Here is a 16,422-nt window from a genome sequence, read left to right on the forward strand (position 1 = left end):
GGCTTTTCACATTTAACTGTCATCCTGAAACTACATATCCCAGTAGGGTGGCGTCCCATAATGCTCAGAGAAGTAATCAATGAATGCACGCACTTTCGGCGCCAATAGACGCGAACTAGGATAGACAGCCCAAATAGATGGCTCAGATGTGAGCGGGTAGTCGTCTAACACGCGAACAAGCTCACCATTTTTTAGCTTATCGTAAACACACCATGTTGAGGCAATGGCTAGACCGATTCCGCCAATAGCCGCATCTCTCAGAGCCTCACCGTTATCAGTACGGAATGGACCATTCGCTTTTACCGTGACAGGCCCTGTCTCAGTCTGAAACGTCCAGTTCTCAAGTCCGATCAAACTGTTACATTGATGAGCGTTTAAATCTTGTGGAGTGACTGGCTTACCATATTTGATTAAGTAATCTGGAGAGGCACAGATAATACGATCATCCGGCGCAAGCTTTCGAGCAATCAAAGAAGAGTCTTTGAGCTCAGAGATACGAATCGCAATATCAAAGCCACCCTCGACCATATCGACCACTGTGTCAGACAATCTCAAGTCAACCTTAAGCCCTGGGTAAGCTTCCATAAAACCAGCCAAAGCAGGCACCAAATGCAAACGACCAAATGATGCCGATGCCGTTACCCTAAGCGTGCCCGTTGGAGAATCACTGCCGACGCCAATTGCCGAGCGAGCAGCATCTACGCTAGACAACACCTCTTCGGCATGTGGCAGAAATGCTTGCCCCTCTTCAGTCAATGACACTTTACGGGTAGTACGATGCACGAGGCGCACACCCAAATTGTCTTCGAGCTTACTGATATGCGAACTTGCAACCGCTGGTGACAGCCCGAGCTCTTGCCCAGCCATGCTGATGTTATGAGTCGAAGCTAAGCGAACAAACAATTTCAGGTGTTCAATATTCATCTGATTACCAACAAAAACTTGAAAGTCATAATTTAATACTAATTATTATGCTTGGTTTTCGAAGTAATACAATCTCTATACCGTACAAGTTCTGCTACTTCAGACACAAAAAAAGCTCCCGAAGGAGCTTAGTCATTGTGTTTGCTTTATCATTGTCTTGGTTACGCGGTTAGTCGCGCATAAAGCGAGTCTTTAAGCACTGAACGATCGTGCTTCATTTGGTGCATTTGACCATCTTCAATCGGCGAGCCGTTTAGCTCCAATTTACGAATCTCTTTATCTAAGTCGTTGTAGGTTTTCATGTCAGTCGCAAAGTTTTCATTATCCTCTGCAAGCTGAGCAATTTTATCTTTCATTTCTGGGAATTCATGAACAAGAGAGTGGTTTTCACCTAGCATAGAGACCTCTTTCCTTTTGTAGAGCCTTCAGGCTGAAATTAGAGAATGTGTCATAAATACCTTAGCAACTGAGTGCTAAAAACGATGAGATCCAGCACACAGCATCGAACAATATTTAGGCACAAATCGTATTTAAATTAGACGAGAGCGAACACCTCGCTCCCGCCTGTATCCTTACCAAGAATAGGTTTGGATGATGTTTTGTGCTGCCATCGGATTACTGTCAATGGCGTGATTTACGCGCGCTAAGAATTGCTCACGAGAATCCAACAAATACCCTTTCTGAGGAACAATATTGTTGCCATGGTCGCCCCAATAGAAGGTATCTATCTCTAAGTTTTCAAGTAAATACTTTTCTTCTTCAAGGATTTGCAATTGTGTCGGCATAATGAACGTACCGTCTTTGACCTCTTGCTCCATCACGGTTCCCGGTTGAATCGCAAGGGCCATTGGTGCAATGTGTTCCGGCTTGGTGATGTTCAAAATACGCGTGGTCTCAATGATGTGCTCTTTAGAACGTTCACGACCACCTAAGCCAAAGATAAACGACAACAGTACTTCGATGCCTGCTTCTTTCGCCATCGACATACCTTCAATTGCTTGCTCTTGGCTCATGCGTTTTTTAATTCGGTCGAGTACCACTGGGTCGCCAGATTCTAGGCCACAATAAGCCATATCAAGACCTGCACTTTTCAGCTCTTTCAACTCTGCAACACTCTTGCGACGAAAATCGTTCAACCCACTATATAAAGAGATTCTTTGGCTCTCTGGAAAGGTGTACTTGAGCTTATTCAGTACCTTCAACAAGTAATCGGTGCGCGCTGCCATAACATTGCCATCAGTTAAGAAAATCGACTCAACGTATGGGTAGATCTGACGTGCCTCTTCAATATCTTCAAACACATCCTCGATATCACGCACCTTAAAGCGCTTATCATCAAACATGCTACAGAAAGTACAGGTATTAATGCTGCATCCGAGTGTGGTTTGAATCAGGATGCTGCGAGCCTCAATCCAAGGGCGGTAGATTTTTCCCTCATATTGCATAGTGGTGTCTCCAGTTACGCGCTCTAAATGATGCCCAATTGGCGGAGCGCTGTTTTGTTGCGGAGAAGTCTAACAATGAGGAATTAGATTGATAATAGACAGAAATATGAAATCAGTTTATAGATTTAAAATAAAATACCCTCAGCAGAAAGTGAGGGTATTTATGCCGTTGCGACAGAAAAGAACAAAGAAAAGTTAGTTATCACAACCACCTGTATGTACCCAGACGCTGTCATCCTCTGTTGAAGACGACGCAGTAGACTGACACCCAGCGGCGAACAGTATAGTTAGAGATAGAAAAAACCACTTCATAATTTGACCTCCATATTCATTCAATAGAGCTTTAAAAACAGACAGCTCATAGACTCCACTTATATTCGACCTAACGAGCACGGAAAAACTTTCATCGAGGTGTAAAAAAGACAGATTTAAGAGATAGCGGGAGAACCTCATACCAACTCATTCTTCTTAATGTGTCGCCGCATGCCACTATTGTTGGCGCGATCAGATTGCTTGTTGTCGTGATCGGATATTACCTAGATCGCTGCAGTGGCTAATATGTGAACACACCACGAGACAGCTCAAAGGTAGCATCATGACAAAAACAGTACTTATCACAGGCGCATCAAACGGCATTGGTTTAGAACTCGCAAAAATTCATGCTGAAAAAGGCCATGACTTAGTCGTCGTCGCTCGTTCAGAAGACAAACTTAACGCTCTTAAGCAACAATTGGAAAATGCTTACTCGGTCAATGTAGAGGTGATTGCAAAAGACCTATCTTTACCCGAATCCGCTCAGCAAGTATTTAATTACACGCAAGCTAAAGAACTTCAAATCGATACACTGATCAACAACGCGGGTTTTGGTGGGCACGGTAAGTTTGCAGAGCGAGAATTAGTTGATGAACAATCCATGATGCAAGTCAATATGGTGACTCTGACCAACCTAACCCACCTTTACTTACAAGGCATGGTTGAGCGCAATTATGGCCAAATCCTTAACGTGTCATCGACCGCTTCTTTCATGCCCGGTCTATTGCAAGCAGTGTATTACGCAACCAAAGCGTACGTAACTTCATTTAGCCAAGCGATAGCGGAAGAGGTCAAAGACCACAACATCAGTGTCACCGCCCTATGCCCTGGAGCGGTCGATACCGGTTTTGTTGAAGCTGGTAATCTCGATGGTGTCGACATCTGGAAAAATGCTAAATCTGCACGTTCCGTCGCTGAGTGCGGTTATGAAGCGATGCGAAAGCGTGAGCTTGTCGCTTTCAATGAGGCACCGCTTAAATTTATGATTAATTGGATTATCCCTCTTTTGCCACGCAAGATCGCGCTTAAGATTTCTCGTCAAGCGATGGAAAAGAACTAAACCTGTTTTATAGTGAGGCAAAAGAGATGAAACGAGCCAGTAAATTCACCATTCCACCCAATTGGAAAGTGCTCTTTAATGATCTAGGTCTGGATGTACACGAAATACTGGCTCATGCAGGTCTTCCTCAAGGGCTCTTTGAGCAACCAAAAGTGCAACTAACTCCTGCCCAATACTTCCAAATTTGGCATGGCATCGAAGCCGCATCTCACAAGACAGAAATGCCACTCAAACTTGCGGAAGTACTGAGTTTTGAATCATGTGATGTACCAATCTATGCCGCAATGTGCAGTGATAATCTCAACGCTGCACTGGTGCGCTTGCGCGATTACAAACCATTAATTGGGCCGATGATACTCGATATCGAAAAGGACAATACTGCGACGCAGCTTACGTTTGGTTGCTATGGGTACGAGGGGGAATTACCCAAAACACTCAACCTAACTGAAATGGTCTTTATGACGCAATTAGCAAGAATGGCGACTCGCACGCACGTTCAGCCTTTGAAGGTGGTGTTGCCAGGCTTACCTAACCAACTCGCAGCATACGAAACGTATTTTGGATGTGAAATACAACAAGGGGATTTGGCTCAGATTTGTTTCAGAGCCACCGATGCTAATGCTCCTTTCCTGACCCAAAATCAGGCGATGCTCAATATGTTTGATAATGAGCTAAAGCAAAGATTGGAAGCGCAGCAGGCAGAAAACACCACACTTGATCGTGTCTCTACGGTTTTGGTTGGTTCTCTACCGCAAGGAGAGAGCAGTATTGAGTATGTGGCAAAACAGTTAGCCATGAGTAAGCGAACTCTGCAACGAAAGCTATCGGAAGAGAACTACAGCTATCAATGGGTACTCAAAAAAGTACGTCAGGAGTTGGCCGACTATTATTTACAGCAAACGCAGCTGCCAATCATTGAGGTCTCTTTCTTATTAGGATTCCAAGAGACTAACTCTTTTATTCGAGCCTACAGCAACTGGACTGGGACGACGCCTAGCCAAGTTCGAGGCTAATGCCGCTTTAAACATTTATGATAAAAATGGGACAGCCATGCTACCCCATTTCAATAACACCATTAGTACACCTGACACCAATCCGATTTCATATCGATTAGTACCCATTCGTCACGTTGATTCGCCTCATCAAGTGCTTTGTCTAACTTGCCAACATGAGACTCGCGATCGTACTGCCACTCACGTTCCGCATCGGTGTGGTGAACAATCATAGCCATTGAATTTGGTTGGCTAGTCGCCCACTGCATCATCGCTTGATCGCCATCTGAATTCCCGACGGCTAGAATCGGCTTTTTGCCAATAATATGCTGAATGTTCGAGACTTTTCCTGCTTTATCATCAATAGTTAAGATAGAAGAGTCTTTTACAACCGTTGGCTTTCCATCGTTGTAACTGTAGTTATATTTGAGTGCGCTACCGATGATCTGTTCCGTTGGTATATTGTAAGCTTCTGGAGCCCAAACTCGCATAAAATCGACACCGCCACCAGACACAATGTAGGTTTTAAAATTGTTATCTTGCAGGTAAGTCAGCATCTCTTTCATTGGCTGATAGGTAAGCTCGGTATAAGCTTTGTCGAAACGCTCATCTTTGGCGACGGCCAACCACTGGTCGACATCTTTCTGGTACTGCTCCACCGTCATTCCAGAATGCGTCGCTAGAATAAGTTTGAGTAACCCCTCTTCTCCGCTCGACAGAACGCTTTTTATGTCATCGGAGAGCACAGATTTAAATGGCTCTTCTGTTTTCCACTCTGGATGCTCAGATGCCATCTCTTTAACTCGATCCAGTGCGAATGCTAGTTGAAAGTAATACGGTTTTTCAGACCAAAGAGTGCCATCGTTATCGAAAACAGCGATACGATCTTCTACTGGTACATAGGTATCGGCCTGCTTGTCATTCGTTTGCTCAACAAATTTAACGATGGCGGATTTACTGAGGCTGTCCTTCCAAGAAGGCAACAGTGATGAATCACAATCTTTGGCAAAAGATGAAAAAGAGAGAGTGGAAAAAATAGCAACCGACAAGAGAGTTAGTTTCTTCATAGCAACGACCATGTTATTTATAAAATGAAAGGGTTAGCGTTTTCATTTAGCCTAGTTGGTCTACTCTAATTTTCCACTTATGACGACTATAACCACTCTTTATGTGCCAAGGATTATGCTTCAAAATAGTCAAATATCTCTTATCAAGCTTGTCTCGAAACATCCGTTTCTGCGGCTTTTTTCTTACTCTCACCTCTTGTCCACAATGCCAAAGTGACGATCACCCCTGAAAAAGCAATACAAAGATAAATCGGGTACAGTGGATCAATCACAACGCTGAATGCCAACATCGCCGCCACTCCATAACCTATGGTGTGAGACATGGAGATATAACCAGCCACCGTCCCCGGCGAGCTGCTCCACTTATCTGTTGCTGACGCCGTATAAGCAGGCACCAGTAATGCGGCGCCAACTGAGGTCACAGCCATCGCCAACCCAAAGGCCAACAAATGAGGAATGGTGAACAACGACATCCCGACTAGGAAGGCGATTGAGCCAACCCAGTACATCATTCGAGGCGTCACCTTCTCTTTTTTCACAATCCACACTTGGGAAAACAGTGTCATTGAAGCACTGATGCTCAATAAAATACCGATCGCGTCGCTTAGCTTCTCTGAGGGCCATTCAGTAAATGAATAGATCAAAGGCGATAAACTATATTGCAATAACGCAACCGATGCACAAAGTAGCAGCCCAGTAATAAGGTACGGTGATAAGCTTTTATTAGGTAACCAAGATTCGCGTTTTATATTATTGGAGATAGAGGACTCGACCTTTGGAATAGGCAGAATTAACGCAAAAATAAGGGCGATAAATGGCAACAGAACCATCAAAAATAACGGTGCAAAAGGATTCAACTTTAGTGCAAAAATAGAAACAATTGGACCCAATAATCGTCCACTACTTAATCCAATGCTGACCGCTGTTATCGCCTTTAATCTATGTTGTTCTCCGCACAATATTATTGCCCAATGCTGGCTCGCAGGTACCATTCCAGACACGGTACATCCATAAATAACCCTTGCGATAATTAGCCCTAAAAAACATAACGTTACATTAATATCCCCCGATAGACTTATCATAGAGAACACGGCAAGCAACAGAAAACTAATGGTCATTCCCGCTAGTGCTTGGATAACCACTCGATTTGGGCCATGTTTATCGCTATATCGTCCCCAAAACGGGGCTGATGGGAGAAAGAGTAAACTGCCCACAGCAATCAGAGCAGACCAGGTAGGCAGGTCAAAGGCCGACTGCTCTACCAAAAATGGCAGTGATACAAGTAACCCATTTTGCCCAATTCCCATCAGGGCGGAAATAAGGCCAATCGACATTAAGTGAAACTTTTTATTATTTATTGCTAGCATAATTTAAGGGCGTAAATAAGAGTAAATAAACTCGAAATGAAAAACGCCAGATCAGAATTTGTTATTATTGATTATGTGAATAATTATCATTTTAATTTCATTGTGCTAACATTAACGGCTCTTTACCTATAACTCAACTTCATATTTCATTATGTATCAGCTTACCAATGCATCATTTGAAATCGACGGTAAGACAATTCTCTCTCCTACGAGCCTGAATTTTGAGCCTAAAAAAGTCACGACATTACTCGGCCATAATGGGTGCGGAAAGTCGACTTTAATTAAGTTATTAAGCCGTCAAAATAGTCCTACTCAAGGGCAAGTTTCCTTTAATCAAAAACCACTCTCGTCGTTTAGTCACCTTGAGTTTGCGCACCAAGTCGCTTACCTACCTCAGCACCCACCGATCACCGATGGTGTAACTGTACGCGAGTTAGTTTGCTTTGGTCGTTATCCATGGAAAGGCGCATTCGGGCGTTACAGCAAAGATGACTACGCAATCGTCGATGAAGCGATTGAGAAAGTAGGATTAAGCGAATTTTCTCAACGATTCGTCGCCACACTATCGGGAGGCGAGAGGCAGCGTGCTTGGGTCGCGATGTTATTAGCCCAACAAAGCCAATGCATCTTGCTTGATGAACCCACATCAGCGCTCGATGTTGCTCACCAGCACGAGCTCTTAGCATTGATTCGCGAGCTTAATCAGTCATTAGGTCTGACCGTAATCATGGTACTGCACGACGTAAACATGGCCGCTAAGTTTAGTGACCATCTGATTGCATTGCACTCTGGTCAGGTCATAGCGTCAGGTACCCCTCAAGAGATGATGACCCCAGAAACGCTCACCAAGATCTATGGTATGGAGCTCGCACTTTTCAGTCATCCAATAACAGGTCAACCGATCAGTTACATCCCATAAGAAAAGGAACGTGTTGTGAAAAAATTCTTTACTCTGCTTGTATGCACTTTCAGTCTCAATGCTCATGCCTTAGACGTGATTCATGAGATGGGCACCACTAGCTTCGAAACCACACCAACAAAAATAGTCGCACTGGATTGGGCTCTATCTGAAACCGTTCTGAGTTTAGGTGTCGATCTCGAAGGTATTGCTGATGCAGAGGGCTACAAACAATGGGTTGTTCAACCGCAACTTAACAAGCAGGCTGTCGATGTAGGTTCTCGCAGAGAGCCGAACCTTGAGCTACTCACCAAACTTCAACCTGATGTCATTTTGATCAGCAAGCACATGGCCGCAGCCTATGAACCGCTTAACAAAATCGCACCGGTATTGGTTTACAGTATCTACAGTGAGAAGAAACAGCCCTTAGAATCGGCAAAATCGGTAACACGCTCATTAGGTCAACTGTTTGAACGTGAAGCTCAAGCAAAGCAGGTGATTGCCCAAACTGAGCAACGCCTTTCAGCAAACGGTGAGCAAATACGCGCGGCAGGTAACGCTGTTCAACCACTTCTTTTCACACGTTTTATCAATGACAAGACACTGCGAATCCATAGTGAAGGTTCATTGGCTCAAGACACAATCCAAGCTATGGCACTAAAAAACGATTGGAGTGAGCAAACCAACCTTTGGGGGTTCAGCACCGCTGGAATTGAGAAACTCGCCGAGCACCAAAAAGCTAATGTTATGATTTTCGGCCCGCTTACCGACAACGAGCGCAAGAAACTGACAAGTTCTCCACTATGGCAAGCGATGGCTTTCACTCGCAATGATTCGGTTTTTGAACTTCCAGCTATCTGGACATTTGGTGGACTGATCGCAGCACAAAGATTTAGCGATCACATCACCGAGCAATTGACCAACAAACCTTTAAATCAGCAACCATGATCTCAGTTCACGCTTCACCGCCAAAATTTGGTGTATTTGGAATCAAAACAGCAGGGCTACTCGTCACTGCTGTTTTGGTGATCGGTTCACTGCTTCAGATAACCGCCCCATATTCTCAAGGGATTAGGCTCATTTGGGACACCTTGTTTGAGTATGACGCCACCAACTACCAACACATCATTACTCATTTAACCTACCTACCCAGAATCACCGTCGCCCTACTTTGCGGATTTGCTCTTGCTGTCGCGGGATGTGTGATGCAGTTTGTACTTCGAAACCCGATTGCTTCACCGACAACACTAGGTGTAGCAGCGGGCGCAGAGTTAGGCATGGTGCTGGGAATTCTTTTTTTGCCAGCAGGCCTCAATTTCCCAAGCTTCATACCAGCCTTCATCGGCGGATGTTTGGCTACCGGCTTGGTATTCTTGTTGAGCTCAACCCGTGGCTACTCACCACTGCACATGGTGCTTTCAGGTATGGTTGTTAGCCTGTTTTTGGGTTCCTTGAATACCATGCTACTCATGCTGCATGAGCAAAAACTCACTAGTTTGTTTGTCTGGGGAGCAGGCGTACTCAACCAAAACGATTGGACCAGTACCCAAATTTTGTTGCCTTTGATCTGCCTCCCTACTTTACTGCTGCTGATGCTACAACGCCCCCTAGCCTCACTTCAGTTTGGCGATAATGTCGCGACATCCCTGGGCGTTAACATCAAACAAGTTAAACTTCTTTGCTTGTCACTGGCAATTTTCATCACAGCTGCAGTCGTAAGCGAAGTGGGAATTATTGGTTTTGTCGGAATTGTTGCACCTGCCATTGCACGTATGCTCGGCGTGCGAGCACTTGCCAAACAGATCATAACCAGTGGCTTCATTGGCTCGGCTATCTTGCTAACCGTCGATCTAATGATCCAACCCTTTTCTGGCGTAGGTGGTGAACTTCTGCCAACTGGAGCCATGACTGCTCTGATTGGCGCACCTTTCCTACTATGGCTGCTACAACGCACTAAATTGAACTCCGAACTAAAAACTCGCGGTGAACACATTGAACATTTCAAACATGTTGCCACTGGCAAGGTGCTGGTTGCCATGCTGTTGGTACTCGTCGTTGTATGTACGGTTTCAATAACACTCGGGCGAAACCAACTGGGTTGGAGCCTAGAGTCAAGTCCATCTCTGCTCGAACTTCGTTTACCAAGGGTACTTGTTGCACTGTTTGCCGGTATTGGATTGGCCTTTGCTGGCACTATCATTCAGCGTATATCAAGCAACCCAATGGCTAGCCCAGAAGTTCTCGGTATCAGTTCGGGTGCCGCTTTGGCACTGGTACTCGGTACCTTAATGGGTGGTGCGATCGAGCGTGAACAGCAGATGTTATTGGGAACATTAGGCGCAGCATCGGTGACTGGTGTGGTCTGGCTGATGGGGCGTAAACACAACTTTGCGCCGACCCAAACCTTGCTGACAGGTATTGCATTAAGTGCTGGATTGGATGCGCTGCTCAGAATCGCTATGAGCTCTGGCAATGAGAACGCCACCGCACTACTGACTTGGTTATCTGGCTCCACCTACCTTGTCGCATGGAGTGATGTCATTTTGCTTGCCGTCGGCGTTTTGGTGATCGGTTCATTGTCACTGTCGCTGCATCGCTGGATAGAGCTCATCAACCTAGGCGAAGTCACCACAACTAGCTTGGGTATGAACACGACTCTAGTACGCTTAGCTTTGTTGCTGCTCGTGGCGGCACTTACCACGTTATGCACGATTGTAATCGGTCCACTGAGTTTCATCGGTCTATTGGCTCCTCATATGGCCCGCTCACTTCACCAATATCGAGCCATGCCTCAAATGCTTACCGCTGCCGTACTCGGTGCCGTTATCATGGTTTGCGCTGATTGGATTGGTCGAACACTATGGTTCCCATGGCAGTTCCCGGCGGGTCTACTTGCCTCTTTGATTGGTGGAGGTTACTTCCTCTACCTGATGAGACGCTAACGAGATTTCGTGAACCGATATTCAAAGAGTAAGCCCAGTGACCAATAAATCACTGGGCTTTTTTCCCCTCGACACAACGTTTTGTATTTCTGCAACAGAAACACAATTTATGGTATTCGCTCGTGTTTATGTTTACCATGAGCGCAACCACCTGCCTTAGGCGCAACAACCGACCTTAGGTTTCACACTACCCTGAACAGTTTTGGACGATATGGACACATCAGCAATCACACGCCTTCAACGGGATTTACTCTTCAAAATAGTTACGCGGCTCAAAGAGGAGAACGCCGTGGCGGGAAGTAGTTTGAATGAATCCTCTCTTGCTCAGCAGTTTGAAGTCTCTCGAACTCCTATGCGAGCAGTGCTCAAACATTTGTCCGATCAAGGTGTCGCTAAATCTGTTCCATACAAGGGGTTTGTGTTGCAGATCGATGCATGTGATATTGAAACTGGCGAGCAAAACAATCAAGAGCAAGCCCGTCAAGAGCAGCTCTATCTAAGATTACTTATGGACATCTTTTTCGGCGAGATCAGCGATTCATTTTCGGAAAATGAACTCCAGCAACGCTATGATGCCAATCGTGGTGAGGTGCAGTCAGTACTCAGATTATTGGAAAACGATGCAATATTCCGACGCAGCCCAGGCTACAAGTGGCAACTGGATGGTGTACTCAACTCCCTTGAAAGACACACCGAAAGTTACCGATGCCGTTTGATTTTTGAACCTGCTGGTCTGCTTGAAGCAACGTGGAAACTAAAACGCGACGCACTGGAAAAGTGTCGCGAACGCCATGTTCAAGCTATCAAGAGTCCTGAATCAATCACCGCTAGCCAACTTTTCACCTTGAGTGCAGACTTCCACGAAGTTCTTGCAGCAAGCTCCGGTAACCGCTTCTTACTCGGTATGATGCAACAACAAAATCGACTGCGTAAAGCGACCGATTTGGTCTCTATGCACATCCAATCTTCAGTCAGCCGTTCATGCCAACGACGTCTAGATATCATGGAACTCGTTTTAGATGGGAACAACCAAGCAGCTTCAGAGAAACTCGCTCAGCTACTTGAGAATGATGTACGCGTGATGAAGCGTACTTACCAAGATGTGATGAATGTATCTCAAGAACAACGAGAGCAAATCATCAATAGTATTTCTCTAAAAAACAACTGAATAACAGGGCGGCTTCTCACTGCGCCGCCCTAGTCACCCGCCACAAAAAATCAAAAAAACAATTAAATCAAAAACTTAACCAAAATTTAAACTAAAAAAACCAACTATCATCTGCTCGCCTATTGTTGCATTTGAAAATAAATCGCATTTACATATTGTTTTTTCGCAACAAAAACACAATAATAATGATTCTTATTTAGAATCAAATGCAAAAACAAGCATGCGCTTGGTCTAGGTTCAACCGCTTGATTCTCAATAAAAACAATAAAAATAAAGTCATCACGCCAAAGAAATGTGTGCAGCCTTTCATTGATAATTGCAGAGAATAAAATGAAAACCGAAAAAGGAAGTTTCAAACTTTCCACAGTCGCTCTAGCAGTAGCGGCGGTAAGTTCCGTATTCACAGCCCAAGCTCAAGATTACTCGACCGACGAAAAAATGGTTGTGGTATCTAGTCGTACCCCAAAAGCCATTAGTGATATTCCAGGTACTGTTTGGTACATCGAACCACAGCAGATTGAACAAGAATACCGTGGTGGTAAGTCTTTAGGAGAAATCCTAGCAAGCGCTATCCCATCATTGGATGTGAGCAGCGGTGCCCGTACTAACTACGGTCAAAACTTGCGCGGCAGAAAAATGCTGGTGATGATTGATGGCGTATCGCTGCAATCTTCACGTCAAATCAGCCGCCACCTAGACTCTATCGACCCATTTAACATTGAACGAATTGAAGTCCTTTCGGGCGCAACGTCAATCTACGGTGCTGGTGCTTCCGGCGGTGTGATTAATATCATCACCAAAAAAGCAGATGGCGAAGAGCTTGAATTTGAATCTTTTGTTGGCGGTACATCAGGCTTCAACTCAGGTGAAGATTTCGACTACAAAGTTGGACAATCGATCTCGGGCGGCAATGAAACCGTTCAAGCACGCTCGTCAGTTATCTACACAGAAACTCAGGGCTTCTTTGACGCGAATGGCGATATCGTTACACCAGACATTTCTCAAGGCTCTCTGCAATTCAATAAAACTGTCGACTTCCTAACGACCGTTGGCGTCAATGTCTCTGAGACCAAAAAACTCAACTTCCTGGCGCAGTACTACGATAGCCAACAAGACTCTCCATACGGTTTGTACATTGTTGGCCGTGACTTCGTGGATGTTCGTAAAGGCTTTGATTCGGATAGAGAACATGGCACTGAGCGTATCATGCTCAGCGCGTCATATATTGATGAACAGTTCCTCGGCCACCAGCTGATTGCTGAAGCGTCATATCGTAAAGAAGACCAAACTTATACGCCTTACTTCCAATCTTCTGGTCAGCAAATCACCGATGTGATCTCGCTAAAGGCAGCACTTGCGAAAGACTTCAACCGCTTCAACGTTGTTTATGGTGTAGACGCTTACCAAGATACGCTTGAAAGCAACCAAGCACTTTACGATCCGACGATTGCTAACAACTCGGGTAACCTGATCAACAAGACTTTCGCTGAAGTCGGACGCTATCCAGGTGTTGAAGTCGCCTCTATCGCAGGCTTTGTTCAAGCTGGTTTCGATGTCACGAATGACTGGTCTGTAGAGGGTGGTTTCCGTTACCAATACATGAAAAACACCATTGACGACTTCGTTGGCTACCAACAGCAAAAGCAAATCGCAGCAGGTAACGGAACCAGCGCAGATGCCGTTCCTGGCGGTGAAACGGATTACGGTGTTGGTCTATTCAACTTAGGTACGGTTTATCACCTAAACAGTGATTCACAAGTTTGGGCCAACTTCTCACAAGGTTTCGATTTAGCCGATCCTGCAAAATACTACGGTCAAGGCAACTACACCTTAGTGGGCGATCACTGGACACTTAATGACAGCATCAATGTGAATGACTCTAAGATGTCTGGCATCAAGACCAACAGCTTTGAACTTGGCTACCGTTTAGACACAGGTGATTTAAGCCTACAATCTGCGGCTTACTACTCTCAGTCTGACAAGAATGTTAAGTACAACAAAAACACGCTGCTGATCGAAGAGATCGACGACAAGAAACGTGTTTATGGTCTAGAGGCGCTTGCGTCTTACTGGGTACATGAAAACGTTCAGCTAGGTGCATCGGGCCACTACGTTGTTTCAGAAGTGAAAGGCGATGATGGTTGGGAAGATCAATCAGCAGGTGAAGCGAGCACATCAAAAGCGAACGCTTGGGCAGGCTGGTACGAAGCTGACCTATCTCTGAAGGTTCAGAGCCAAACCATGTTTGACTACGAAGATGACAGCGACAACAAGCTCAATGGTTACACCGTCTTCGACCTTGTTGGTACTTACCAACTACCAGTCGGTAGCCTAGGTTTTGGTATCCAAAACTTACTTAACAAAGACTACACCACTATTTGGGGTCAACGTGCACAGATTCTTTACGCGACACACTACGAATCAGCCGCTTATGACTATCGTGGCCGTGGCCGTACTTACACTTTGAACTACCAAGTTAAGTTCTAAGGCACGCATAGACGACAAAGGCTCCTAATTAGGAGCCTTTATTTAGTGGTTATTTCAACGTATCCAGCCTGACCGTTCTATAGATACTTTTCTATCGGTAACAACTGTAGGAATCCCGATTGAGCGCGCTCCCATTGGCCCGTTTCTGGCTCAGAGCTCCAGCTTTGGTCACTGGAATACCAACGCACATCGCCATCTTCTAGATCAAGGCGCCAACTATTATTAATGTCCATCGCTTCACTGATCGTCGAAGCCAATTCACCTGCCACTTTAGGGCTATCGATCAGCAAGATAGACTCTGTATTCAAATACGTTGAACGAAGGTTGAAGTTAAACGAACCGATACTGGCAATTCGTTCATCAAACACCACGGATTTCGCATGCAGACCATAAGCAACATAAGGGGCACACTTTTCTGCATCTTTCGTTGAAGCTTCACATAACTTTGAATCCGGTTTCAACTCAAACAGATCAATGCCGTGCTCTAACATCTCTTGTCGACGACCTGCATAAGCCGAATGGTTGGTTACTAGATCATTAGACGCCATAGAGTTGGTCAACGCTTTAATCTCAACACCTTTATCATTGAGAGATTGCCACTCGGTAAGCTGTCCATCATCAAACACCAAGTAGGCCGACTCCAATAAGATCTCTTGTTTTGACTGTTCTGCCAACTCGCCTAGCATCACCGCAGTCTCTTTAGGTTGGTCGGTTTCACCTGAGTCAACCGGAATTGGTCGGTCATAAACAAAGTGCGCGTCGACCCAAACCATCTCATCCATTAGTTGGTCAAGAAACACTTTCGCTTGCTCTTTTCCTTCCGGTAACGATGGATAGTTGACGTAGCTTGGCGTGCTAAGTCCCTCTAATAATGATAGGTCTGGCGCTTTATCCTCACTGAGCAAAGACACTGGGTAAGACCATTCGCTATTCCAATACTCAACAAAACTCGATTGGATTTCACCAACCACATCACCTTTGACCAGTACATCGCGATCTCGGAAGTTAATCTCGTCAGAGTAATCGAAATACTCATCGCCAATATTGCGTCCGCCGACAACCGAGAACACACCGTCTACAGTGAAGGATTTATTGTGCATACGTCGATTTAGACGAGAGAAATCTGACAAGAAGCTGAACCATTTAGAGAAACCACTACGACTAGGGGTAGGGTTAAAAATGCGGATCTCAACATTCGGATGCGCATCCAACGCATTCAATAATGGCTCCCTTTCGTTCAAGTTGATGTCATCTAACATAACGCGAACCTTTACCCCGCGATCGGCAGCTACAAGTAGTCGACTAGCCAAATAGCCACCCGTGGCATCCGAATTCCAAATGTAGTATTGAATATCAATGCTGTATTGTGCGGCTTCAACTAATGCCAAACGTTGAGACAGCGCATCCCAGCCTGCCTCTTGAACCAGTACTGCGCTGTCGCCCACCTCATCAGGTTGAGCGGGATGTTGCTGACTCACATTCCAAAGAACACCTTGTTTCGGTGCTACAACAGATTCTTGAGCATGATTGACCTGTTCTGGTAATGAAGAACAGCCACCTAATGTAGCGATGAGTAACAAAGAGACACTGATGCGTTTAAGCGCAAGCATTAATTCCATTCCTTAGTCGAGATTGATCTGCAAGCCCTGACGGTTCAGGGGAGAGCAAGTTTATAAGTCCTTATTAATGAAATATATACCAAACTTTGGACTTTCCCCCACTGATTGCGTAATAAATGGGAGCCAATATCTCGGCTCCCA

The 16,422-nt window shown here is 45.2% G+C and carries 13 protein-coding genes; 7 read left to right on the forward strand and 6 right to left on the reverse strand.

The window, feature by feature from the left end; translation table 11 throughout:
* Positions 1 to 30: 30 nt before the first annotated feature.
* The 3 genes from FIV04_RS17700 to FIV04_RS17710 all read right to left on the reverse strand — a co-directional run bounded on the left by FIV04_RS17700 (position 31) and on the right by FIV04_RS17710 (position 2,369).
* Positions 31 to 924 (reverse strand): LysR family transcriptional regulator, encoded by an 894-nt coding sequence (locus FIV04_RS17700; RefSeq protein ID WP_152469940.1) that lies wholly within the window; start codon positions 922 to 924, stop codon positions 31 to 33.
* Between the two features lie 161 nt (positions 925 to 1,085).
* Positions 1,086 to 1,322 carry a YdcH family protein gene (locus FIV04_RS17705; protein WP_150869889.1) on the reverse strand — a complete coding sequence of 79 codons (237 nt, stop codon included), beginning with the start codon at positions 1,320 to 1,322 and terminating at the stop codon, positions 1,086 to 1,088.
* A 174-nt stretch (positions 1,323 to 1,496) separates the two neighbouring features.
* Positions 1,497 to 2,369, reverse strand: a complete 873-nt coding sequence (locus tag FIV04_RS17710; protein ID WP_152469941.1) for a radical SAM protein — start codon at positions 2,367 to 2,369, stop codon at positions 1,497 to 1,499.
* A gap of 595 nt (positions 2,370 to 2,964) precedes the next feature.
* Here FIV04_RS17710 and FIV04_RS17715 point away from each other — a divergent pair.
* Both FIV04_RS17715 and FIV04_RS17720 read left to right on the forward strand, forming a co-directional pair.
* Positions 2,965 to 3,741 carry an SDR family oxidoreductase gene (locus tag FIV04_RS17715; RefSeq protein WP_152469942.1) on the forward strand — a complete coding sequence of 259 codons (777 nt, stop codon included), beginning with the start codon at positions 2,965 to 2,967 and terminating at the stop codon, positions 3,739 to 3,741.
* Between the two features lie 26 nt (positions 3,742 to 3,767).
* Positions 3,768 to 4,754 (forward strand): AraC family transcriptional regulator, encoded by a 987-nt coding sequence (locus FIV04_RS17720; RefSeq protein ID WP_152469943.1) that lies wholly within the window; start codon positions 3,768 to 3,770, stop codon positions 4,752 to 4,754.
* A 62-nt stretch (positions 4,755 to 4,816) separates the two neighbouring features.
* Here FIV04_RS17720 and FIV04_RS17725 read toward each other — a convergent pair whose 3' ends face one another.
* A complete protein-coding gene (locus tag FIV04_RS17725) occupies positions 4,817 to 5,800 on the reverse strand; it encodes an HAD family phosphatase (RefSeq protein WP_152469944.1) in 984 nt (327 codons plus the stop codon).
* Positions 5,801 to 5,943: 143 nt separating this feature from the next.
* Positions 5,944 to 7,167, reverse strand: coding sequence for an MFS transporter (locus FIV04_RS17730; RefSeq protein WP_152469945.1), 1,224 nt, complete (start codon positions 7,165 to 7,167; stop codon positions 5,944 to 5,946).
* 151 nt (positions 7,168 to 7,318) lie between these two features.
* On the opposite strand from FIV04_RS17730, the gene FIV04_RS17735 reads away from it, so the two are divergent.
* The 5 genes from FIV04_RS17735 to FIV04_RS17755 all read left to right on the forward strand — a co-directional run bounded on the left by FIV04_RS17735 (position 7,319) and on the right by FIV04_RS17755 (position 14,662).
* Entirely contained in the window at positions 7,319 to 8,086 is a 768-nt protein-coding gene (locus tag FIV04_RS17735) for an ABC transporter ATP-binding protein (RefSeq protein WP_032550602.1), read from the forward strand.
* Between the two features lie 15 nt (positions 8,087 to 8,101).
* Entirely contained in the window at positions 8,102 to 9,013 is a 912-nt protein-coding gene (locus FIV04_RS17740) for an iron-siderophore ABC transporter substrate-binding protein (RefSeq protein WP_253895521.1), read from the forward strand.
* Positions 9,010 to 11,007, forward strand: a complete 1,998-nt coding sequence (gene fhuB, locus FIV04_RS17745) for a Fe(3+)-hydroxamate ABC transporter permease FhuB (protein WP_152469946.1) — start codon at positions 9,010 to 9,012, stop codon at positions 11,005 to 11,007. Before FIV04_RS17740 ends, fhuB begins: the two co-directional genes overlap by 4 nt.
* A gap of 211 nt (positions 11,008 to 11,218) precedes the next feature.
* Positions 11,219 to 12,175, forward strand: coding sequence for a GntR family transcriptional regulator (locus FIV04_RS17750; RefSeq protein WP_152469947.1), 957 nt, complete (start codon positions 11,219 to 11,221; stop codon positions 12,173 to 12,175).
* Between the two features lie 330 nt (positions 12,176 to 12,505).
* Entirely contained in the window at positions 12,506 to 14,662 is a 2,157-nt protein-coding gene (locus tag FIV04_RS17755) for a TonB-dependent receptor (RefSeq protein ID WP_152469948.1), read from the forward strand.
* A gap of 77 nt (positions 14,663 to 14,739) precedes the next feature.
* Here the strand turns inward: FIV04_RS17755 and FIV04_RS17760 are convergent, their stop codons facing one another.
* Positions 14,740 to 16,272 (reverse strand): phospholipase D family protein, encoded by a 1,533-nt coding sequence (locus FIV04_RS17760; RefSeq protein WP_152469949.1) that lies wholly within the window; start codon positions 16,270 to 16,272, stop codon positions 14,740 to 14,742.
* Positions 16,273 to 16,422: the final 150 nt, after the last annotated feature.

The organism is Vibrio sp. THAF190c, assembly GCF_009363355.1.
Taxonomy (GTDB): domain Bacteria; phylum Pseudomonadota; class Gammaproteobacteria; order Enterobacterales; family Vibrionaceae; genus Vibrio; species Vibrio fortis_A.